22 protein-coding genes are annotated in these 20,623 nt (G+C 55.8%); 9 read left to right on the top strand and 13 right to left on the bottom strand.

Annotated elements, in window-relative coordinates; translation table 11 throughout:
* Positions 1-14 precede the first annotated feature (14 nt).
* The 11 genes from ACQG0T_RS07265 to nfsA form a co-directional block, all read right to left on the bottom strand.
* A complete protein-coding gene (locus ACQG0T_RS07265) occupies positions 15-1,484 on the bottom strand; it encodes a sensor histidine kinase (protein ID WP_045349277.1) in 1,470 nt (489 codons plus the stop codon).
* The gene (locus ACQG0T_RS07260; RefSeq protein ID WP_022650690.1) at positions 1,468-2,175 is read right to left on the bottom strand and encodes a response regulator transcription factor; all 708 of its coding nucleotides are present in this window, start codon (positions 2,173-2,175) and stop codon (positions 1,468-1,470) included. The genes ACQG0T_RS07265 and ACQG0T_RS07260 overlap by 17 nt, the downstream gene beginning before the upstream one ends.
* Positions 2,176-2,488: 313 nt before the next feature.
* A complete protein-coding gene (gene rlmC, locus ACQG0T_RS07255) occupies positions 2,489-3,619 on the bottom strand; it encodes a 23S rRNA (uracil(747)-C(5))-methyltransferase RlmC (RefSeq protein ID WP_049017655.1) in 1,131 nt (376 codons plus the stop codon).
* 40 nt (positions 3,620-3,659) lie between these two features.
* Positions 3,660-4,157 (bottom strand): YbjO family protein, encoded by a 498-nt coding sequence (locus ACQG0T_RS07250; protein WP_085929694.1) that lies wholly within the window; start codon positions 4,155-4,157, stop codon positions 3,660-3,662.
* Between the two features lie 42 nt (positions 4,158-4,199).
* The gene (gene potI / locus ACQG0T_RS07245; protein ID WP_003858378.1) at positions 4,200-5,045 is read right to left on the bottom strand and encodes a putrescine ABC transporter permease PotI; all 846 of its coding nucleotides are present in this window, start codon (positions 5,043-5,045) and stop codon (positions 4,200-4,202) included.
* On the bottom strand, positions 5,042-5,995 hold the full coding sequence (potH, locus tag ACQG0T_RS07240) for a putrescine ABC transporter permease PotH (protein WP_017693731.1): 954 nt from the start codon (positions 5,993-5,995) through the stop codon (positions 5,042-5,044). The genes potI and potH overlap by 4 nt, the downstream gene beginning before the upstream one ends.
* Positions 5,996-6,004: 9 nt before the next feature.
* Positions 6,005-7,138 carry a putrescine ABC transporter ATP-binding subunit PotG gene (gene potG, locus ACQG0T_RS07235; RefSeq protein ID WP_271040646.1) on the bottom strand — a complete coding sequence of 378 codons (1,134 nt, stop codon included), beginning with the start codon at positions 7,136-7,138 and terminating at the stop codon, positions 6,005-6,007.
* A gap of 143 nt (positions 7,139-7,281) precedes the next feature.
* Positions 7,282-8,394 (bottom strand): spermidine/putrescine ABC transporter substrate-binding protein PotF, encoded by a 1,113-nt coding sequence (potF, locus tag ACQG0T_RS07230; protein WP_015571013.1) that lies wholly within the window; start codon positions 8,392-8,394, stop codon positions 7,282-7,284.
* A gap of 350 nt (positions 8,395-8,744) precedes the next feature.
* On the bottom strand, positions 8,745-9,221 hold the full coding sequence (locus ACQG0T_RS07225; RefSeq protein ID WP_003858385.1) for a YbjN domain-containing protein: 477 nt from the start codon (positions 9,219-9,221) through the stop codon (positions 8,745-8,747).
* Between the two features lie 63 nt (positions 9,222-9,284).
* Entirely contained in the window at positions 9,285-10,187 is a 903-nt protein-coding gene (gene rimK / locus ACQG0T_RS07220; protein ID WP_017693733.1) for a 30S ribosomal protein S6--L-glutamate ligase, read from the bottom strand.
* A gap of 64 nt (positions 10,188-10,251) precedes the next feature.
* Complete coding sequence (nfsA, locus tag ACQG0T_RS07215) at positions 10,252-10,974, bottom strand: nitroreductase NfsA (RefSeq protein ID WP_015571015.1); 723 nt, start codon at positions 10,972-10,974, stop codon at positions 10,252-10,254.
* 185 nt (positions 10,975-11,159) lie between these two features.
* Here nfsA and ACQG0T_RS07210 point away from each other — a divergent pair, with 185 nt between their 5' ends.
* Positions 11,160-11,429: a GrxA family glutaredoxin gene (locus ACQG0T_RS07210; RefSeq protein ID WP_006809455.1), complete on the top strand. Its 270-nt coding sequence runs from the start codon at positions 11,160-11,162 to the stop codon at positions 11,427-11,429.
* 30 nt (positions 11,430-11,459) lie between these two features.
* On the opposite strand, the gene ACQG0T_RS07205 is transcribed toward ACQG0T_RS07210, so the two are convergent.
* Positions 11,460-11,834, bottom strand: coding sequence for an inner membrane protein YbjM (locus tag ACQG0T_RS07205; protein WP_017384878.1), 375 nt, complete (start codon positions 11,832-11,834; stop codon positions 11,460-11,462).
* A gap of 274 nt (positions 11,835-12,108) precedes the next feature.
* On the opposite strand from ACQG0T_RS07205, the gene ACQG0T_RS07200 reads away from it, so the two are divergent.
* The 6 genes from ACQG0T_RS07200 (at position 12,109) to arsC (ending at position 17,933) form a co-directional block, all read left to right on the top strand.
* Positions 12,109-13,794 carry an aspartate:alanine antiporter gene (locus tag ACQG0T_RS07200; RefSeq protein ID WP_026080732.1) on the top strand — a complete coding sequence of 562 codons (1,686 nt, stop codon included), beginning with the start codon at positions 12,109-12,111 and terminating at the stop codon, positions 13,792-13,794.
* A 667-nt stretch (positions 13,795-14,461) separates the two neighbouring features.
* Entirely contained in the window at positions 14,462-14,983 is a 522-nt protein-coding gene (locus tag ACQG0T_RS07195; RefSeq protein ID WP_023296191.1) for a DUF2778 domain-containing protein, read from the top strand.
* Between the two features lie 254 nt (positions 14,984-15,237).
* Positions 15,238-15,729 (top strand): Hcp family type VI secretion system effector, encoded by a 492-nt coding sequence (locus ACQG0T_RS07190; RefSeq protein WP_271040645.1) that lies wholly within the window; start codon positions 15,238-15,240, stop codon positions 15,727-15,729.
* 109 nt (positions 15,730-15,838) lie between these two features.
* The gene (locus tag ACQG0T_RS07185; RefSeq protein ID WP_015571018.1) at positions 15,839-16,159 is read left to right on the top strand and encodes a metalloregulator ArsR/SmtB family transcription factor; all 321 of its coding nucleotides are present in this window, start codon (positions 15,839-15,841) and stop codon (positions 16,157-16,159) included.
* Positions 16,160-16,199: 40 nt separating this feature from the next.
* The gene (locus ACQG0T_RS07180) at positions 16,200-17,489 is read left to right on the top strand and encodes an arsenic transporter (protein WP_271040644.1); all 1,290 of its coding nucleotides are present in this window, start codon (positions 16,200-16,202) and stop codon (positions 17,487-17,489) included.
* A gap of 12 nt (positions 17,490-17,501) precedes the next feature.
* Positions 17,502-17,933 carry a glutaredoxin-dependent arsenate reductase gene (gene arsC, locus ACQG0T_RS07175; RefSeq protein ID WP_023296188.1) on the top strand — a complete coding sequence of 144 codons (432 nt, stop codon included), beginning with the start codon at positions 17,502-17,504 and terminating at the stop codon, positions 17,931-17,933.
* Positions 17,934-17,954: 21 nt separating this feature from the next.
* Here the strand turns inward: arsC and ACQG0T_RS07170 are convergent, their stop codons facing one another.
* Positions 17,955-18,506 (bottom strand): TetR/AcrR family transcriptional regulator, encoded by a 552-nt coding sequence (locus ACQG0T_RS07170; RefSeq protein WP_271040643.1) that lies wholly within the window; start codon positions 18,504-18,506, stop codon positions 17,955-17,957.
* Between the two features lie 82 nt (positions 18,507-18,588).
* On the opposite strand from ACQG0T_RS07170, the gene ACQG0T_RS07165 reads away from it, so the two are divergent.
* Together ACQG0T_RS07165 and ACQG0T_RS07160 are read left to right on the top strand one after the other, a co-directional pair.
* Positions 18,589-19,803: an MFS transporter gene (locus tag ACQG0T_RS07165; RefSeq protein ID WP_271040642.1), complete on the top strand. Its 1,215-nt coding sequence runs from the start codon at positions 18,589-18,591 to the stop codon at positions 19,801-19,803.
* Positions 19,793-20,605, top strand: a complete 813-nt coding sequence (locus ACQG0T_RS07160; RefSeq protein WP_015571023.1) for a Cof-type HAD-IIB family hydrolase — start codon at positions 19,793-19,795, stop codon at positions 20,603-20,605. Before ACQG0T_RS07165 ends, ACQG0T_RS07160 begins: the two co-directional genes overlap by 11 nt.
* The last annotated feature ends 18 nt before the right edge of the window (positions 20,606-20,623 follow it).

Raw genomic sequence — 20,623 nt, 5'->3', positions numbered from 1 at the left:
CACCCGGCAATTTCTTAAAGCGGCACAAAGAACCTGAACCGCGCCCCGCTCACGGACTCCATCAGCCTGATCCCCCCGCCGTGCAGCTCCAGCATTCTTTTCACGATTAACAGCCCTAACCCGCCCCGGTGCTCCCGCGAGGCCTGTGGATTTAACGCTGACGGACGCTGGAACAGATCGTCCCGTAATGCGGCATCAACACCCGTTCCGCTGTCGGCCACTTCAACCTGTAACCGGTCGTTCTCCTGCCACACCGCCAGACGAATGTCTCCACCTGCTGGGGTATGGCGTATCGCATTATCCAGCAGATTCGTCACCACCCGTTCAATCATGGAAACATCGGCCAACACCTGCGGCAGCGGACCCGGGACGTCAATGTGCAGATTTAACTCACGCGTGCGGGCAGCGAGTTCAAACTTTTGCGCCACGTCGGAAATCAGTTCAGCCATGGCAAAACGCTCGCGCTGGGGCTTGATGCCGCCGTGCTCAAGACGCGCCAGCTCGAACAGCTGCTGCGACAGATGGCGTACCTTTTGCCCCTGACGCAGCGCGGTAGCGAGGTACTGCTGATGCTCCTGCGGCGACAGCGTTGCGGATTTCAGCGACAGCGTTTCCAGATAACCCAGCAGCGACGTCAGCGGGGTGCGTAAGTCGTGCGAAATGTTGGCGATAAACTCCCGGCGCTGGCGGTCGCTGTCGGCCAGCCGATCCCACTGAGAGGTGATTTTGCGCGCCAGCTCGATAAAGGTATTGCGCAGGATCGCCACTTCATCCTGGCCGGCAGGCTCAAGCGGCTGGGCCGCCAGCTGCTTAATCGCGCTGATGCTGTCCTGCTCCAGCCCGGCCACGTCCAGCGTGAGCTCTTTAACCGGGCGCGTCACCCAGTACCAGAGCAGCACCCCCGCCAGCAGACCAAACAGCGCCACCAGCAGCATCGACCACAGCGCCGTACTCCAGAGCGCTTTGTGCCAGGCCATCTCCGCCAGCGCGTTGGACTCCTCCCCCTGCAAAATAATGTACAGATACCCCTTCAGCTCACCGTCCTGCCGCAGCGGGGTGGCGCTGAAGACTTTCTTATTCTGGCTTCGGGGATCGTCGCCAAACACCGGCATCACCGTCCCGCTGAGGAAATTCTGTATCGGCGCGAGGTCAATTTTTTGCCGCTGAATGTGCCCCGGCGGGGCGGCATCGGCCAGGATATCGCCATCTGGCGAGACAACATACAGCTCGACGCTCGGATTAAAGGTCATCAGCCGGTCGAACAGCGGTTTTAAGGCGCTGCGATCCACCCTGCCCTGCGCATCCAGAATCGCTTCCCGCTGCACAATCTGCTGCGCCAGCCCGCCGGAGAGCCGCTGCACCATCGCATTGCCGTACTGCATGCTACTGTAGAGCTGCACCGCACAGGCGACGGTGGCGCAGAGCAGCAGTAACGCCGTAAACAGCAGCGTCAGGCGCTGGCTCAGGCTAAAGCGACGCATCATGATTCTGCTCCGCAAATTTGTAGCCTTTGCCCCAGACGGTGCGAACGATCTCCGGCTCGGCGGCATCTTTCTCTATTTTAATGCGCAGGCGGTTAATGTGGGTATTGACGGTGTGTTCGTAGCCTTCGTGCTGATACCCCCATACCTGCTCCAGCAGTGCCAGCCGCGAAAAGACCTCTCCGGGATGGCGGGCAAAGAAATAGAGCAGTTCAAATTCGCGCGGGGTGAGATCGACGTGTTGGCCGTTAAGGCGCACGGTGCGCGCCAGCGGATCGATAGTCAGTCCGTGCGCCTGAATAATGCCGTCCGTCTGCGCCTGGCCCATCGCCTGCTGACGGCGAAACAGCGCCTTAATGCGGGCAATCAGCTCCTGCACCGAGAAAGGTTTTGCCAGATAATCATCCGCCCCGGTTTCCAGGCCGGTAATACGGTCAGTTTCACTGCTGCGGGCGCTAATGATGATAATGGGCAGGTAGCGGGTCATCTGGCGGATACGGCGGCAAATCTCCAGACCATCGACATTCGGCAGCATCAGATCGAGGATCACCGCGTCCCACGGCTGTGTTTCAAGACGCTGTAAGGCGTTGCCCCCGTCGGGCTCGTGGGTAATGGCGTAGCCTTCATCTTCCAGATTAAGACGCAGGAGTGCCGCGATATCGTGGTCATCTTCTACCAGCAGGATCTGCTTCATGGGTAAGCCTTCAATCATTTGTTATGACGTAAGCTTACCTGATTTCGAGCGGGGGAAGAGTTCACATTTTGTTGAACATTGTGCGGGGTTTATGCCGGGTGGCGGCTTCGCCTTACCCGGCCTGCGCTTTGGTTAACAACGTGAGCTGACAGGCTATTTTGCCGACCAGTTGAAAGCGCCACGCTGGCTTAAAACAGAGACGGGAGTCGCATTACTGGGTTGAGCAAACAAAGCCGGGTGGCGGCTACGCCTTACCCGGCCTACTCCGGATCGTAGGCCCGGTAAGCGCAGCGCCACCGGGCGATGTTGAGGATTAGCGCGTTTTCACCAACAACGTCAGCACTTCATAATGGGCGGTATGGGGGAACATATCGAAAAGCTGAACGCGCGCAATGCGGTAGCCCGGCAGGCTGGCGATATCCTTCGCCATGGTCTGCGCGTTACAGCTGGAGTAGACAATGTACTCCGGCGCCATCTGGCTCAGGTAGTCGCAGAGCGCCTGGCCGATACCCCGGCGCGGCGGGTTCACCAGCACCAGCTCCGGCACGTTGCCCTGTCCGGTGGCGAACCGGGTCGAGTCCAGCGCCTGGAAGTGCAGATTCGTCAGCCCCAGCTCTGCGGCGGACTGCTTCGCGCAGGCAATCGCTTCGGCGGAGATCTCAATTCCGGTGAGCTGCATGTCTGGCGTGGCACAGTGCAGGCCAAAGCCGCCGACGCCGCAGAACAGATCCCACATGTGATGAACCTGTAACGCACGCACCCAGTCGCGCGCGGTGGCGTACAGCGCGCTGGCGACGGTGGGGTTAGTCTGGAAGAAGCTTTGCGGACGGATCCACAGCGGCACGCCGTTGAAGTTTTCAGCCAGCGCATGCTGTTCGGTGAAGAAAATCTCTTTCTCCCCTTCCATGATCGCCATATGCACCGGCTGAATATTCGCGGTGATAACCTTGAGCTGCGGAAGCTGTTCCTGCAACCCCGGAAGCGCCGCGCGCAGCTGCTCCAGCTTGTTTTCCGAACGCAGCACAAAGCGCAGCATCATCCCGCCGTCGATCTGGCTTTCGGTCAGCAAAAGGTATTTCAGCTCGCCGCGCCTGCGGGCAACGTTATAGGGCGTTAACCCCGCCCGGGCGATAAACGGTTTCAGCGCGCTAAACACCGGCTCAAACGAGGCGGGATATAGCGGGCAGTCGGTTAAATCTTCCGGCGTGCCGTCGCGGTGCAGCATCCCCAGCAGCGGCTTTTCAACGCTGCCGCTGACCACCATTTTGGCTTTATTGCGAAAGCCCTGTTCCGGGCCACTGACGGGTGCGCACCACTCGCCCACCGCATGTGCTGTCAGCAGCTGTTGCAGGTCGGCCATTTTGGCGGTGAGTTGTTGAGAGACCGGCTGTTCTATCCACTGACAGGAGCGGCAGCGTCCGGCGTCATAGAGTGCGCACTGCATATGAAAACCTTAAGAAACACGAGGGCTGCGATTATACACATTATTGCAGGCGGAAGAACCGCCGACTGGAAGCCGGGAGATAAAGCAGGCAGAGCACCAGCATATCCGGCAGTTTTTGCATCACCAGTGAATGGAAAATCTCGCGTCGCGACTCACCGGGTATGCTGAACAGCTCCGGATAGCCATAGCCCAGCGAGGCGGCCCACAGGTAGCCTGCGGCGGTGATCTGCGTAAGCAGATACACCCAGCGCGCCCAGTTACGTCCTTTCACCAGCGAGAACGCACAGTAGATCTCAATAAACACCAGCATCAGGCTGCTGAGAAACACCAGCGTCAGATTCCACGTCTGCGCGCTGCGGTGAATAAATTCCCCCATTCCGCGCGGACCCAGCGTGTTCATTATCATCAGCACATCCAGGCAGCGGATCATAATAATGGCGAGCGCCGCCACCTGCACCAGTGCAGGGACGTTCGGACGAGCGTGCGAATGACGTGTTTTTTGTAAGAATCCCAATGTTTTTACTTCCCTGAAAAACAGTGCCGCGTCATACGCGGCACATCACTGGAAATAGTAATTCCTTCAGCCGCGTCTTGCACGCTGGATATCGCGCACACGCTGTTTTTCCGCGCGCGCCATCAAATACCAGGCGATAAATCCGACAATTCCGACCACGCCAAGGATGATGGACGCCAGGGCGTTGATCTCCGGATTCACCCCCATCCGCACGCTGGAGAAGACCAGCATCGGCAGCGTCGTCGCGCCCGGCCCCGACACAAAGCTGGCGATAACCAGATCGTCGAGCGAGAGCGTGAACGCCAGCAGCCAGCCGGAGATCACCGCCGGCATAATCATCGGCAGCGTGATGATGAAAAAGACCTTCAGCGGCGTTGCGCCGAGATCCATCGCCGCCTCTTCAATGGAGCGATCCAGCTCGCGCAGCCGCGAGGAGATCACCACCGCCACATACGCCGTACAGAAGGTGACATGTGCCAGCCAGATGGTGAGCATCCCGCGATCCGCTGGCCAGCCGATGGCGTGCGCCAGCGCGACAAACAGCAGCAGTAGCGACAGGCCGGTGATGACGTCCGGCATAACCAGCGGGGCGGTGATCATAAACGCGAAACCATTCGCCCCGCGGAAACGGCCAAAGCGCACCATCACCAGCGCGGCGATAGTGCCCAGCACGCAGGCCATCGTCGCCGCCAGCGCCGCAATGGTCAGGCTCAGCCCCACCGCGCTCATCATCGCATCATCGTGGAACAGCTCGCTGTACCAGCGCGTGGACCAGCCCGCCCAGACGGTGACCAGCTTAGAGCTGTTGAACGAGTAGATCACCAGCATCAGCATCGGCGCATACAGGAAGGTAAAGCCGATAATCAGGATCGCAATTCGCCACGGGGAGCGTACTACCGGTAAGTTGTTCATCCGTGGTCTCCCATCTGTTTCTGCTGATGTTTGTGGAACCACATGATCGGCACGATCAGCAGCAGTAACATGACGATCGCCACCGCCGAGGCCACCGGCCAGTCGCGGTTATTGAAAAACTCCTGCCACAGCACGCGGCCAATCATGATGCTGTCCGGGCCACCGAGCAGTTCCGGGATCACAAACTCCCCGACCGCCGGGATAAATACCAGCATCGATCCGGCGATGATCCCGCCTTTGGTGAGCGGCACAATGACGCTGAAGAAAGTCTTCAACGGGCGTGCGCCGAGATCCAGCGAGGCTTCCACCAGCGAGTAATCGATTCGCGTCAGCGCCGTATAGATTGGCAGCACCATAAACGGCAGATAGGCATAGACAATCCCGATATACACCGCAAGGTTGGTGTGCAGGATCGTCAGCGGCTGGTCGATGACCCCAAGCCACAGCAGGAAGTTATTCAGTATGCCGTTATTCTTCAGGATCCCCATCCACGCGTACACGCGGATCAGGAACGACGTCCACGACGGTAAAATGACCAACAGCAGTAAAATATTTCGCGTCGACGGCTTGCTGTGCGCCACTGCCCACGCCAGCGGGTAGCCCATCAACAAGCAGCAAATCGTAGAAATAGCCGCAACCTGTAACGACTGCAAATAGGCTTCGAAATAGAGCGGATCGTCGGTCAGTTGCAGGAAATTACCGAGGTTTAAGGTCAGCGTCAGCTGCCCGTCGGCCCACTCCCACAGATCGGTATACGGTGGGATCGCCCGCGCCATCTCCGCCAGGCTGATCTTAAAGACGATCAGGAACGGCAGCAGAAACAGCAGGATCAGCCAGATATAGGGCATGGCGATGACCAGCTTGCGGCCATGCGCCATCTGCATGCGCGCCAGCCAGAGCGCGAAACCGCCCGGTTTTTTGACGCGGGCTGGAGGTTCAAGTGTGCTCATGACCGCTCCTTATACCGTCAGGACTACGCAACTGTCCGCATCCCAGCAGAGGCTCACTTCGTCGCCCCAGGTTGGCTGCCCCTTGCGATACCGGTGTTCGTTCTGTAACTGGGCGCTGAGCATCTGGCCGCTTTTCAGGCGCACATGGTAAATCGACAGATCGCCGAGATAGGCAATGTGCACCACTTCGCCCACGGCAAAGTTATAGCCATCGGCGGGCGGCTCATCGTAAAGCATGATTTTTTCCGGGCGCAGGGCAACGTAAACCGGCACGTTGTCCACCACGGAGTTATCAGAATCAACCTTCAGCGGGTGCACCAGCCCCGGCGATTCAATCACCAGACCGTCGTCCTGGCGTTCCTTCAGTAGCCCTTCGAAGACGTTTACCGAGCCGATGAACTCCGCGCTGTAGCGGGTTGTCGGGTGTTCATAGATCTCTTCCGGCTCGCCGATCTGCACGAACTTACCGCGATTCATGATCGCAATGCGCCCGGCCATGGTCATCGCCTCTTCCTGGTCATGAGTCACCATCACGCAGGTCACCCCCACGCGCTCGAGGATATCCACCACTTCCAGCTGCATCCGGTCGCGCAGCTTTTTATCCAGCGCGCCCATCGGCTCGTCGAGCAGTAATAATTTTGGACGCTTCGCCAGACTTCTTGCCAGCGCCACGCGCTGACGCTGGCCGCCGGAAAGCTGATGCGGCTTACGCTTCGCAAACTCCTGCATATGCACCAGGCTCAGCATCTCTGCCACGCGCGCGGTGATTTCGGCTTTCGGCAGTTTGTCCTGCTTCAGGCCGAAGGCGATGTTCTGCTCAACGGTCATGTGCGGGAACAGGGCATAGGACTGGAACATCATGTTTATGGGCCGCTGGTACGGCGGCACGCTGGAGAGGTCTACCCCATCCAGCACGATCTGCCCGGCGGTAGGCTGTTCAAAGCCTGCCAGCATACGCAGCAGTGTGGATTTGCCGCAGCCCGATGCGCCGAGTAAAGCAAAAATTTCACCTTTGTAGATCGTCAGGCTGACATCGTCCACGGCATGCTGGCCGTCGAAGGATTTGGTGAGGTTACGAATTTCAAGAAGCGGGGTCAGCGCTTTACGGACTTTCGCCTGCGGGCGGGGGATCGCGTCATTCACGGGGTGTTCTCCGGCATAGATCAACACTGGTGCAAACGCACCGTCAGGGTGCGCATCGCCGGGCGGCGCTAACGCTTGCCCGGCCTACGGGATTTGTCGGCCCGGTAAGCGACAGCGCCACCGGGCAACGATATCAAACGCCGTTACTTACCGCTTTTCACCTTGGTCCACGCGCGGGTACGCACACGGTCAATTTTCGGTTCCTGCACTTTCAGGGTGAAGAGCTTGGCAAACACATCGGCTGGCGGATAGATCGCCGGATTATTGCGGATTTCTTCGCTCACCAGCGGCACGGAGGCCTTGTTACCGTTGGCGTAGTAGACATGGTCGCTGATGTGGGCAATCACCTCCGGACGCATCAGGTAGTTGAGGAATTGATACGCTTCCTCTTTATTTTTCGCATCAGCCGGCATCGCGAAGACGTCGAAGAACGCCAGCGCCCCCTCCTTCGGAATGAAGTAGGAAACATTCACGCCGTTTTTGGCCTCTTTCGCGCGGTTCGCCGCCTGCCAGACATCGCCCGCCCAGCCGATGGCCACGCAGATATCCCCGTTAGCCAGGTCGTTGATGTACTGAGAGGAGTGGAAGTAGCGAATATTCGGACGCAGCTTCAGTAGCAGGTCGGTTGCCGGACCGGTGTAGTCGTCGGCCTTGCTGCTGTTAGGATCTTTGCCGAGATAGTTAAGCACGGTGGCGAAAATCTCTTCCGGCGCATCGAGGAAAGAGACGCCGCAGCTTTTCAGCTTCTCGAGGTTTTCCGGCTTCAGCACCACGTCCCAGCTGTCCAGCTTGACGTCCGGGCCCAGCGCCGCTTTGACTTTATCCACGTTATAGCCAATACCGGTTGTCGCCCACAGGTAAGGCATCGCGTATTTATTCTCCGGATCGTGCTTCGCCACCAGCTTCAGCACGTCCGGATCGAGGTTCTTCCAGTTCGGTAATTTGCTCTTGTCCAGCGGCTGGAAGACACCGGCGGTCAGCTGACGCTCCAGGAAGCTTGCCGACGGCACCACCAGATCGAAACCGGTGCTGCCCGCCATCAGTTTGCCTTCCAGCACTTCGTTGGAATCGAATACGTCGTAGACAACCTTAATGCCGGTCTCTTTTTCAAAATTCGCGACGGTGTCCGGCGCAATATAGTCAGACCAGTTATAGACGTGCAGCGTTTTTTGTTCCGCAGCGAGCGTGCCGGCAGAGACGGCCATCAGAGCACCCGCAACCAGACCCGATAACCATTTTTTATTCAAAGCGATCATATTGTTATTCCTTCTGAAAGTTCGTTAACAAACGAACCAAAACTGTGCAGCCTGAAGATATGCAATAATCATGCATAGTTTGTCGCTCTGCCCGAAATAAAATACCCCCCTCTTCCCGGCAGGTTCCGCTCGCTTTTCTAAGCACCGCAAGAATAACTGTAGCCCGTGTCTCCGGCTATAGCCCAGACGAAAAAACGCCTTTTATCAATTTTTTATGCAGATTATGTCTACGTGATAAGCCGAAACGGCCGGAGAGGAGGTGAAAAACTCTTTAAAGAAAGGTTAAAAGCAGCAGAAAAAACGGTGTTATGCAGCCGCTCTGGCAGCGACTGCGCAAAAGTCAGACAGGCTTAGTGGAGAAAATTGGGAGATGCATCATTATTCTCGGCATCATCTTCCGCGCTATACAGCAGGTGATGTGCGTTGGCTTCCATCATTACCATGGAAATTTGCTCTTCGCTCAGGCGCATAAACCAGGCGAACTGCTTGAAGGAGAGCCCCGCGCCGGAGAATAAAGACTGGCAAACCACCAGCTTTGGCAGATTATCATCCTGTATGTCGAGAAACGCTTTCACCGTCAAAGAACTGGCGTTGATCGCTGACAGATCAGACGCCAGCGCCAGCAGCGCAGAAGGCTTTACTTCAGCCAGCGCCGAGAACAGGATCACGTCGTTAATCAGATCGATTTTGGCATCGAAAATGCCATCGAAATTTTGCATGTGAGGCAGATGCAGCGCCTGGCAGGAGTCGCATTCGAAGAAAGTAATACCGGCATCATCGAGCCATTGACGTAACGTATCCAGTGTAGGTACGACCTGTAAATCCATCGCTGTGCAGCCTCTTAAATAAAAACGTTGTCCAGATTACGCAAAAAGCGCGCGCCGATCCATTTAACCGCCCGTTTTCAGGCAAAATCCCGGCGTCGCATGGCGTTCAATCCATGCGATCATTTTACCTGCAATATCGACGCCTGTGGTTTTTTCCACCCCTTCCAGCCCCGGCGAGGCGTTGACTTCCATCACCAGCGGCCCGCGCCCGGCACGCAGCAGATCGACCCCCGCCACGTCCAGGCCCAGCGTCTGCGCTGCTTTCACCGCAATCTCGCGCTCGCGCTCGCTAATAAGGGCCACCCGCGCGATACCGCCGCGGTGCAGGTTAGAGCGGAAGTCGCCCTCTTTTGCCTGCCGCTCTATGGCGGCCACCACCTCATCGCCCACCACAAAGCAGCGGATGTCGCACCCGTTGGCCTCTTTAATATACTCCTGCACCAGAATATGGGCATTCAGACCGCGAAACGCGTCGATCACGCTTTCCGCCGCCTGACGCGTCTCCGCCAGTACCACCCCAATACCCTGCGTACCTTCCACCAGCTTAATGACCAGTGGCGCACCGCCCACCATGTCGATTAAATCGCTGGTGTCGTCCGGGGAGTGGGCAATCCCGGTGACGGGCAGATCGATCCCCTGGCGCGCCAGCAGTTGCAGCGAGCGCAGCTTATCGCGGGCGCGGGAGATCGCCACGGACTCGTTGAGCGGATAGCTTCCCAGCATTTCAAACTGGCGCAGCGCAGCCGTACCGTAATAGGTGATCTGGGAGCCAATGCGGGGAATTACCGCATCAAAATGCGGGAGTTTGCGGCCTTTGTAATGAATCGACGATGCCGCAGGGTCGATGTTCATATAGCAGGACATCGGATCGAGGATCTCAATCTGATGTCCGCGTTTCGCCGCCGCTTCTCGCAGGCGTTTACATGAATAGAGCGTTCCATCCCGGGACAATATGGCAATTTTCACCCTGCACCTCTCTAAAGACATGGTAAAAGCCTGCCTATCATACACGAGGCGCAGGAGGAATGGACTACCGCGTTGCCCAGCCCTGTTTGTGCAGGTAATCAAGAATGAACGGGCGGTTCTCCTTGATGATGGTGCGACGAATATGGTCGCTCCAGGTGTCGCGGCGGTTGTTGCTGTCGCGCGTCAGATAGTAGTTCGCCAGCTCTTCATCGTATTGATGCAGAACGTCTTGGTCGACCGGCTGGTAGTGGTTTTCATGCACCAGCATCGCAGCAGGAATGCGCGGCTTCAGATCCGGGTTATCCGCCGGCCAGCCGAGGCACAGACCAAACAGCGGCAGCACGTGTTTCGGCAGCTTCAGCAGTTCCGTCACGCTTTCGATGTTGTTACGCAGCCCGCCAATATAGACGCCGCCAAGCCCCAGCGATTCCGCCGCCGTGAACGCGTTTTGCGCCATCAGCGCCGTATCCACCACGCCCAGCAGCAGCTGTTCCGCCAGCCCCAGCTCGGCCTCGGGGCAGATTTGCAGATGACGGTTAAAATCGGCGCAGAACACCCAGAACTCAGCCGCCTGGGCAACGTGCTTTTGTCCGCCCGTCAGCGTTACCAGCTGCTCACGCATCGCCGGATCGGTGATGCGGATAATGGAGCTGCACTGCAAAAAGCTGGAGCTGGAGGTGCCTCTTGCGCTGTCGATGATCGCTTCCCGCTGCGCCTGGGTAATCGGCTCATCGGTGAAATGGCGAATGGAACGGTGGGAACGAAGCAGGTCAATGGTTGGCGTCATTTTGTCTCTCTTTGTGTTGCGTAAAACGTATGGCAGCCAGTATAGGCAATGATCCACCTGATGTAATTGGCGAAACATAGCCTGACTGTATCAAAGTGACAGGTGAAACCTTCTTTCCATGACGGCAGGTTATCGTGCACTATAGGCGCCATTCGCCGTCAGGCTTGTTTTTTGAGGAGAGAGAAATGTTTGCAGTAATTTTTGGTCGTCCAGGATGCCCTTACTGTGTACGCGCGAAAGAGCTGGCAGAGAAACTGACTGAAGAACGTGATGATTTCAACTTCCGTTACGTGGATATCCACGCGGAAGGCATCACTAAAGCCGATCTGGAAAAAACCGTGGGTAAACCGGTTGAAACCGTGCCGCAGATCTTCCTCGATCAGAAACACATCGGCGGCTGCACCGATTTTGAGGCCTACGCCAAAGAACACCTGGGCCTGTTTGCGGCTCAGTAATGCGAAGACGCCCTCACCCTGAGGGCGTTTTTATTTACGGTGCTTCCGCTGTTGCAGCAGGCTGCGCGTAAATAAGAAACAGAGCGCGCCCAGCGCACACCAGAAAACGCCACTCAGTAGCCACGCCACTTCCTGCCAGACGCTTCTCGACGAGAGAAACAGCACGCGCATCAGAAGCAGGCAGAGCGGGGCCGCAAGCATTGCCCCAATAAGCGGCATCACCACCTCGCCTTTACGCGAGAGAAAACCAGCGACTACCCCCGGCAGGATGAAGAACAACAGGCCCAGCTCGGGATGACCGGACGCTCTGAAGGCGCCTTTCACGTTAAAAGCGAGCGACATGCAAACGACCGTAAACAGCAAAAAACAGCTGATTACGCCAGCCCAGTTTCGTTTAAAGTTCAAACTATCCTCCTGACTTATCTCTATCAAATACAAAAATCGTCCGGTGGACGCCCAGTCAGATAAAGCAATGCGGCAATCCTTGCCAAAGCACGCACAGAAGTCGTGCGATAATAGGTGGCTGTCGGTAGCTATTACGATTAAACTAACCGACTGCTAGTGTTTAGGGTATTTATCAGGAAGCAGGGAGATGCAAAGTGATTCCCTGACTCTGAAAACAGTAGCCCAAATAGTCCTTTCATTCAACAACTTACTGGTAAACAAGAAGTTAGCCTCCGTGAATATAAACGTCGCAGACTTGTTAAATGGGAATTACATCCTGTTATTATTTGTGGTACTGGCGCTGGGCCTTTGTCTGGGTAAATTACGCCTGGGTTCAGTTCAACTTGGTAATTCCATTGGCGTTTTAGTCGTCTCCCTGTTATTAGGTCAACAACATTTCAGTATTAACACGGACGCGCTTAACTTAGGTTTCATGCTGTTTATTTTTTGCGTAGGCGTGGAAGCCGGTCCGAACTTTTTTTCCATTTTCTTCCGAGACGGCAAAAATTACCTGATGCTGGCGCTGGTGATGGTCGGCAGCGCCCTGCTGATTGCGTTAGGGCTGGGCAAACTGTTTGGCTGGGACATCGGCTTAACGGCCGGTATGCTGGCAGGCTCGATGACCTCCACGCCGGTGCTTGTTGGCGCGGGGGATACGCTTCGTCATTCTGGCATGGCAGGCACGCAGCTTTCCTCCGCGCTGGACAACCTGAGCCTGGGCTATGCCCTGACCTATCTGATTGGTCTGGTGAGCCTGATTGTTGGCGCGCGCTATCTGCCAAAACTTCAGCATCAGGATCTCCAGACCAGCGCCCAGACCATCGCCCGCGAGCGCGGCCTGGACACGGACTCCAAACGTAAAGTTTACCTGCCGGTGATCCGCGCCTACCGCGTCGGGCCGGAGCTGGTTGCCTGGACCGACGGGAAAAACCTGCGCGAGCTGGGGATCTACCGTCAGACCGGCTGCTACATCGAACGTATCCGTCGTAACGGCATTCTGGCAAACCCGGACGGTGACGCGGTGCTCCAGATGGGCGATGACATCGCCCTTGTTGGCTACCCGGACGCCCACGCGCGTCTCGATCCGAGCTTCCGCAACGGGAAAGAGGTGTTTGACCGCGACCTGCTGGATATGCGTATCGTCACCGAAGAGATTGTGGTGAAAAACCACAACGCCGTGGGCCGCCGTCTGGCACAGCTGAAGCTGACCGACCACGGTTGTTTCCTCAACCGCGTGATCCGCAGCCAGATTGAAATGCCTATCGACGATAACGTGGTGCTCAATAAAGGCGATGTGTTGCAGGTCAGCGGCGATGCCCGACGTGTTAAAACCGTTGCCGACCGTATCGGCTTTATCTCGATCCACAGCCAGGTGACGGACCTGTTAGCCTTCTGCGCCTTCTTCATTGTCGGCCTGATGATCGGGATGATAACCTTCCAGTTCAGCAACTTTAGCTTCGGCATTGGTAACGCAGCCGGTCTGCTGTTCGCCGGGATCATGCTGGGCTTCCTGCGAGCGAACCATCCCACCTTCGGCTATATCCCTCAGGGGGCGCTGAACATGGTGAAAGAGTTCGGTCTGATGGTCTTTATGGCGGGTGTCGGCTTAAGCGCCGGGAGCGGCATTGGCAACGGCCTGGGCGCGGTCGGCTGGCAAATGTTGGTTTCCGGGCTTATCGTCAGCCTGGTACCGGTGGTGATCTGTTTCCTGTTCGGCGCCTACGTGCTGCGCATGAACCGCGCCCTGCTCTTCGGCGCGATGATGGGCGCGCGCACCTGCGCACCGGCGATGGAGATCATCAGCGACACTGCGCGCAGCAATATCCCGGCGCTGGGCTATGCAGGCACGTACGCAATCGCCAACGTGCTGCTGACGCTGGCGGGTACGCTGATCATCATTATCTGGCCAGGACTCGGATAAATCTCAAGTTTGCGTGTGGCTGAAAAAATTTTCGTTACGCGCAGAACTTTTTACGCAGGGTGCAGTCATAACTAGTGCCACTGCTTTTCTTTGATGTCCCCAATTTGTGGAGCCCATCAACCCCGCCGTTTTGGTTCAAGGTTGATGGGTTTTTTGTTGCCTGAATTTTATTAACATTAAAATCAATAGGTTATATTGCATCATCAAGCCCAGTGGCGGCAAAATGGCGACAAAAAAATACATGTATCACCATCTTTCGTTATCCCACCTCTTAACATGCTCAGTGGACGCTTTACAAAAACCATCAAGATCAGGAAATAAGGTTAACTGTCGCACATCAAATGTTTCTGAAAGGATGCGCAAGAACATCAGTTTCATTTCAACCGTTATTGCTAATGGCTAATAAAATCGTCCTGGCAGTGTGGGAACTTTCGTAAGTCATTTCTATTACTTGGTTAAAATTTACTTGGTCAATTTCCTAAAAACAGATTCATTGGGTTTAACATGATCAGGTTTGAATTTTCATCTCATCTGCGGGCATATGCTACGGCGAATAAATGTAAATGATGGAATTAACAGAGATGGACTTTTCAGCAGCAGTATTTGGATTAAAGATGACGACCATGCCGAAGATAAAATCCAACGGTGACAAGAAGGGTTGGTATGTATGGCTATAAATGGAACAATGACGCTAAATGGTGCTGACTACGCCCCATTTAATTTATATGGGGTTGGCATCTTTATGGCGCATTCCGGTCAGGGAACTTACCGTAATCAAGGAACTTGTGGCGCAATACAAGGTGCAGGCCCAATTCCCCCAGGTAAATATTGGATTGTTGATCGAGGCTCAGGAGGTTTCTTATCCTCATTAAAAGCTCATGTTCAGGACCAATGGAACAAAATAAGATCCGGTGCGGAATTTGGCCGTGATGAGTGGTTTGCTTTATATAAGGATGATTGGGGAATCGACGATGGAGCATGGGTTGATCACGTCTATCGCGGGCTGTTCAGACTCCATCCCGGTACAGTGTCAGAAGGGTGTATAACAATCGCTCATAACTCCGATTATGCATTAATCCGTAACGCTCTTATGAACACAGAGCTTATTCAGGTTCCATGTATGCGTTCACTTATGGCTCGCGGCTGTATTGAGGTTGTTGACGGTGGATATAGCTACACTTGCCCGTAAATGGGGATCAAGACTGCTTAAGGCCGTCTGGTTTGTGTTAATTAGCTTTCCGCTAGGACGCACGCTGGGTCCTTCAACAGATTATATTAATCATAATGTTGCAACTGCTATTTGCGGCTTCATCTATGGTGATGTGAATGCGGAAACAATGTACGAAACATATATAAACACCGATATTTTAATCCTGTTTACTCTCACAACGGTTTTCTATCTCTTAACAATGAAGTTATTCAATAAAATAAGGAAAAAATAATATGCCAATCCCTCCCTATATGTGGCTCAAAGACGACGGCGGCGCAGATATCAAAGGCTCAGTAGATGTTCAGGACCGCGAAGGAAGCATTGAGATAATCGGTTTAAGTCACGGTATCAATCTTCCGGTTAACAGCGCAAATGGAGCGATTACCGGTACACGACAGCACTCTTCTATGAGGATCGAAAAGGAGGTGGATAGTTCTACCCCATATCTTTATAAAGCTGCCGCCACTGGCCAGGCGCTAAAAAGCGCAGAAATTAAGTTCTATCATATTAACGATGCCGGTCAGGAAGTGTGCTATTACACAGTCTTCATGGAGAACGTGAAGGTGACTGGGGTTAACTGTAGCGTACCTAATATGAAAATCGCGGCCAACGATAAAATTAACCACGTCGAAAGCGTCAGCTTGCAGTATGAGAAGATCACCTGGCGCATTGTTGATGGGAACATCCAGCACAGTGACGCCTGGAACGAACGCACTACGGCGTAAAATAAAAGTACTTCTTTAAGGGCATTTATTTGCCCTTATTGCCCTTCCCTCACTCGCCACAAACATATATGATTTAATGTATATGACAAAAACCACGCAGGATCGCCAGATGCTTCACCCCGTTCAGCTCTTCAAAACCCTCTCCGACGAAACGCGCCTCTCCATCGTCATGCTTCTGCGTGAAGCGGGCGAGCTGTGCGTCTGCGATCTCTGCTCCGCTACCAACGAGCCGCAGCCGAAAGTCTCCCGCCACATGGCCTTACTGCGCGAGGCCGGGCTGGCCATCGACCGTCGCGAGGGTAAGTGGATCTACTACCGTCTCTCTCCCAACATGCCTGCATGGGCGGCAACCGTTATCGACACCAGCTGGAACTGCCTGCGGGAAGAGACGCGTATGAAGCTGAAAAACCGACTTCCGGGCTCGTGCTGACCAAAACATATTCACAATAACAGATATAATGGAGTAAAAGATGTTTCTGGCAGGAGCGATTTTTTTATTCACACTGGTGCTGGTCATCTGGCAACCCAGAGGGCTCAGCATCGGCTGGAGCGCGACCATTGGCGCCGCGCTGGCGCTGATGAGCGGCGTTATCCACATTAACGATATCCCTGTGGTGTGGAATATCGTCTGGAATGCGACGGCAACGTTTATCGCGGTTATCGTTATCAGCCTGCTGCTGGATGAGTCCGGCTTTTTCGAGTGGGCCGCGCTGCACGTTGCCCGCTGGGGAAACGGTCGCGGGCGATTGCTGTTTACCTGGATCGTGCTGCTGGGCGCAGCCGTGGCGGCGCTGTTTGCCAATGACGGCGCGGCGCTGATCCTCACCCCTATCGTCATCGCTATGCTGCTGGCGCTGGGGTTCAGCAAGCAGGCTACGCTGGCGTTCGTGATGGCGGCGGGATTTATCGCCGATACCGCCAGCCTGCCGCTGATTGTCTCCAACCTGGTCAACATTGTGTCGGCGGACTTCTTTAAGCTGGGCTTCAGCGAATACGCCTCGGTGATGATCCCGGTTGATATCGCTGCGATTGCCGCAACGCTGGTGATGCTGCATCTGTTCTTCCGAAAAGAAATTCCCCCCGAATATGACCAGGCAAAACTCCGCGAGCCCGCACGGGCCATTCACGACCTGCCAACGTTCAGAACGGGCTGGATCGTGCTGCTGCTACTGCTTGTCGGTTTCTTTGTGCTTGAACCTCTGGGTATCCCGGTCAGCGCTATCGCAACAACTGGCGCGCTGATTTTGTTTGCCGTTGCTAAACGCGGGCACGCCATTAACACTGGAAAAGTGCTGCGCGGCGCGCCGTGGCAAATTGTTATCTTCTCGCTGGGGATGTATCTGGTGGTGTATGGCCTGCGCAACGCCGGGCTGACGGAGTCTCTTTCAGGCGTTCTTGATCACTTAGCCGGATACGGACTCTGGGTCACCACGCTGGGAACCGGATTTATCACCGCCTTCCTGTCATCCATAATGAACAATATGCCAACGGTGCTGATTGGCGCGCTCTCCATTGAGTGTAGTGCTGCAACAGGGTTGGTTAAAGAGGCGATGATTTACGCTAACGTGATTGGCTGCGATTTGGGGCCGAAAATTACCCCCATAGGAAGTCTGGCTACCCTGCTCTGGCTCCATGTGCTGGCACAGAAAAACATGACTGTTACCTGGGGCTACTACTTCAGGACGGGCATCATAATGACCCTGCCGGTTCTCTTTGTGACGCTCGCCGCACTCGCGCTACGTCTCTCCTTCACACCATAATGAGTCACTGATATGAGCCACATCACCATTTATCACAACCCTGCCTGCGGCACGTCGCGCAATACGCTGGAGATGATCCGCAACAGCGGTACGGAACCAGAGATTGTCCTCTATCTGGAAAACCCGCCGTCACGCGATCAACTGACCAGGCTGATTGCAGACATGGGGATTTCCGTGTGCGATCTGCTGCGCAAAAACGTCGAGCCTTATGAGCAACTGGGCCTTGCCGGGGGAAATTTCACCGATGACCAGCTTATCGATTTCATGCTGCAATACCCCATCCTGATTAACCGTCCGATTGTGGTGACACCGCTGGGCACCCGTCTGTGCCGTCCTTCTGAAGTCGTTCTCGACATCCTTCCGGACGCGCAAAAAGGGGCATTTACAAAGGAAGATGGCGAAGTCGTCGTTGACGCCAGCGGGAAAAAAATCTCCCGACAATAAGCGTAGCCGGGGCGAGTGCTATCAGACGGTATCCTCGCCTGCAATCCGCCCCACCATCACCCGGATCTCCTCCCGGGTTAACGGCGTCCGATCGGTCACAAAATGCAGCGTCATCCCCTCGATAAACGCATCCAGCGCGCGGGCGGTGGCCGGATCAAACCACTGCTCCAGCGTAGCCTGGCTCATCTTCATCCAGTCCTGCATCACCGTTTTCAGCGCGGCGCTGCGGTGCATAAACGCGTACAGCTGATACATCAGCGCCATATTGTGTGGCGTGGTCACGGCTGAACTGTGGATCAGCGTGGTAATGGCCTCGCACGCCCTCTCGCGCCCCGTAACCCCCGCGAAGAAATCCCGGTACTGCTGAGACATCTGCTGCGTAAACCACGTGAATGCCTCCTCCAGAAGCGACTCCATCCCGTCGAAATAGTAGGTCATCGACCCCAGCGGCACGCCTGCGCAGGTGGCAATTTTGCGGTGCGTGACGGCATGAATACCGTGCTCAGCAATGGTGTCCAGCGTCGCCTGGAGTATCTTCTCGCGGCGGTTAGGGTCGTTCGGTGGTCTGCTCATAAAATCCTCATCCGGTTTATGTACAAATGTACACAAAGTTGCTAGTGTTGTCGCTATTGTTGTACTTCTGGTGCTGATCCCAATGACGCTAACTTCTCCTCGCAAAGCCCTGCATCTGCGCATGTGGGCGTTATTTATGTTCTTCTTCATCCCCGGGCTGCTGATGGCTTCCTGGGCAACGCGCACCCCGGCAATCCGCGATACGCTATCCGTTTCGACGGCGGAGATGGGGATCGTGCTGTTTGGCCTGTCGATTGGCTCGATGAGCGGCATCCTCTGCTCGGCCTGGCTGGTGAAACGCTTTGGCACGCGCGCGGTGATCCGCACCACCATGTGCTGCGCCGTGGTGGGAATGCTCGGTCTGAGCGTGGCGCTGTGGTTCGCCTCGCCGCTGATGTTTGCCCTTGGGCTGATGGTATTTGGCGGCAGCTTTGGTGCGGCGGAAGTGGCCATTAACGTCGAGGGGGCCGCCGTTGAACAGGCGATGAACAAAACGGTGCTGCCGATGATGCATGGCTTTTACAGCCTCGGCACGCTGGCGGGCGCGGGCATAGGGATGGCGCTGACGGCGCTAGGCATTGCGGCCAATGTGCACATTTTACTCGCGGCGCTGGTCTGTATTATCCCGATCCTCACCGGCATCAGGGCTATTCCCGCTGGCACAGGACAAAATGCCTCGGACGAACAGAAGTCTGCGGCAAAAGGGTTGCCCTTCTATCGCGATTTCCAGCTGATGCTGATTGGCGTGGTGGTACTGGCGATGGCGTTTGCTGAAGGCTCCGCCAACGACTGGCTACCGTTGCTGATGGTAGACGGGCACGGATTTAGCCCCACCTCCGGCTCGCTGATTTACGCCGGGTTCACGCTCGGCATGACCGTCGGACGCTTTACCGGGGGCTGGTTTATCGACCGTTACAGCCGCGTGGCTGTCGTCCGTGCCAGCGCCCTGCTGGGTGGGCTGGGCATCGCGATGATTATCTTTGTGAATGTGGACTGGATTGCCGGCGTGTCGGTGATCCTGTGGGGACTGGGCGCCTCCCTTGGCTTCCCGCTGACCATTTCCGCTGCCAGCGATACCGGCCCCGACGCGCCGACGCGCGTGAGCGTCGTGGCGACCACGGGCTACCTCGCTTTCCTGGTGGGCCCGCCGCTGCTTGGATTCCTCGGTGAGCACTACGGGTTACGCAGCGCGATGCTGGTGGTATTAGGGTTAGTCATTATTGCCGCCCTGGTGGCGCGAGCGGTGGCAAAACCGGAAGCAGAAACAACGTCAATGGAGAAGGGATATGAGCGTTAAACTGATTGCAGTCGACATGGATGGCTCCTTCCTGAGCGATGCGAAAACCTATAACCGCGCGCGTTTTCTGGCGCAGTACGCGCGCATGAAAGCGCAAGGCATCCGTTTTGTGGTCGCCAGCGGAAACCAGTACTACCAGCTGATCTCATTTTTCCCGGAGATCGCCCATGAAATTGCCTTCGTTGCCGAAAACGGCGGCTGGGTGGTGGATGCGGGCGAAGACGTGTTTAACGGCGAACTGTCGAAAGAGCATTTTCTGACCGTCGCCACCCTGTTAAACGACGTGCCCGGCATTGAGATAATTGCCTGCGGAAAAAACAGCGCCTACACGCTGAAAACGTATAACGACCTCTTCAAAGAGATTGCTGCGAAATACTATCACCGCCTTGAAAGCGTCAGCAGCTTTGACAACCTCAACGATATTTTCTTCAAATTCGGGCTAAACGTCTCTGACGACGAAATTCCGCGCATTCAGGCGCTGCTGCATGAGAAGCTTGGCGACATCATGGTGCCGGTGACCACGGGACACGGCAGTATCGACCTGATTATCCCCGGCGTACACAAAGCTAACGGCCTGCGGATCCTGCAAGCGCGCTGGGGCATTGAGGACAGTGAAGTGGTGGCCTTTGGCGACAGCGGTAACGACGTGGAGATGTTGCGCCAGGCTGGGTTTGGCTTCGCGATGGCCAATGCCAGACCGCATATTAAAGCGGTGGCCCGCTATGAAGCGCCGAACAATAATGACGAAGGGGTGCTGGACGTAATTGATAGGGTGCTGGATGGGAGGGCGCCGTTTAATTGATTCCGTGCGCTCTGGTGC

This window comes from Enterobacter cloacae complex sp. 302F9 (genome assembly GCF_050030335.1).
Taxonomy (GTDB): domain Bacteria; phylum Pseudomonadota; class Gammaproteobacteria; order Enterobacterales; family Enterobacteriaceae; genus Enterobacter; species Enterobacter hormaechei_C.
The sequence above is the reverse complement of the archived record's forward strand: the minus strand, read 5'-3'. Positions and strand labels throughout refer to the sequence as shown.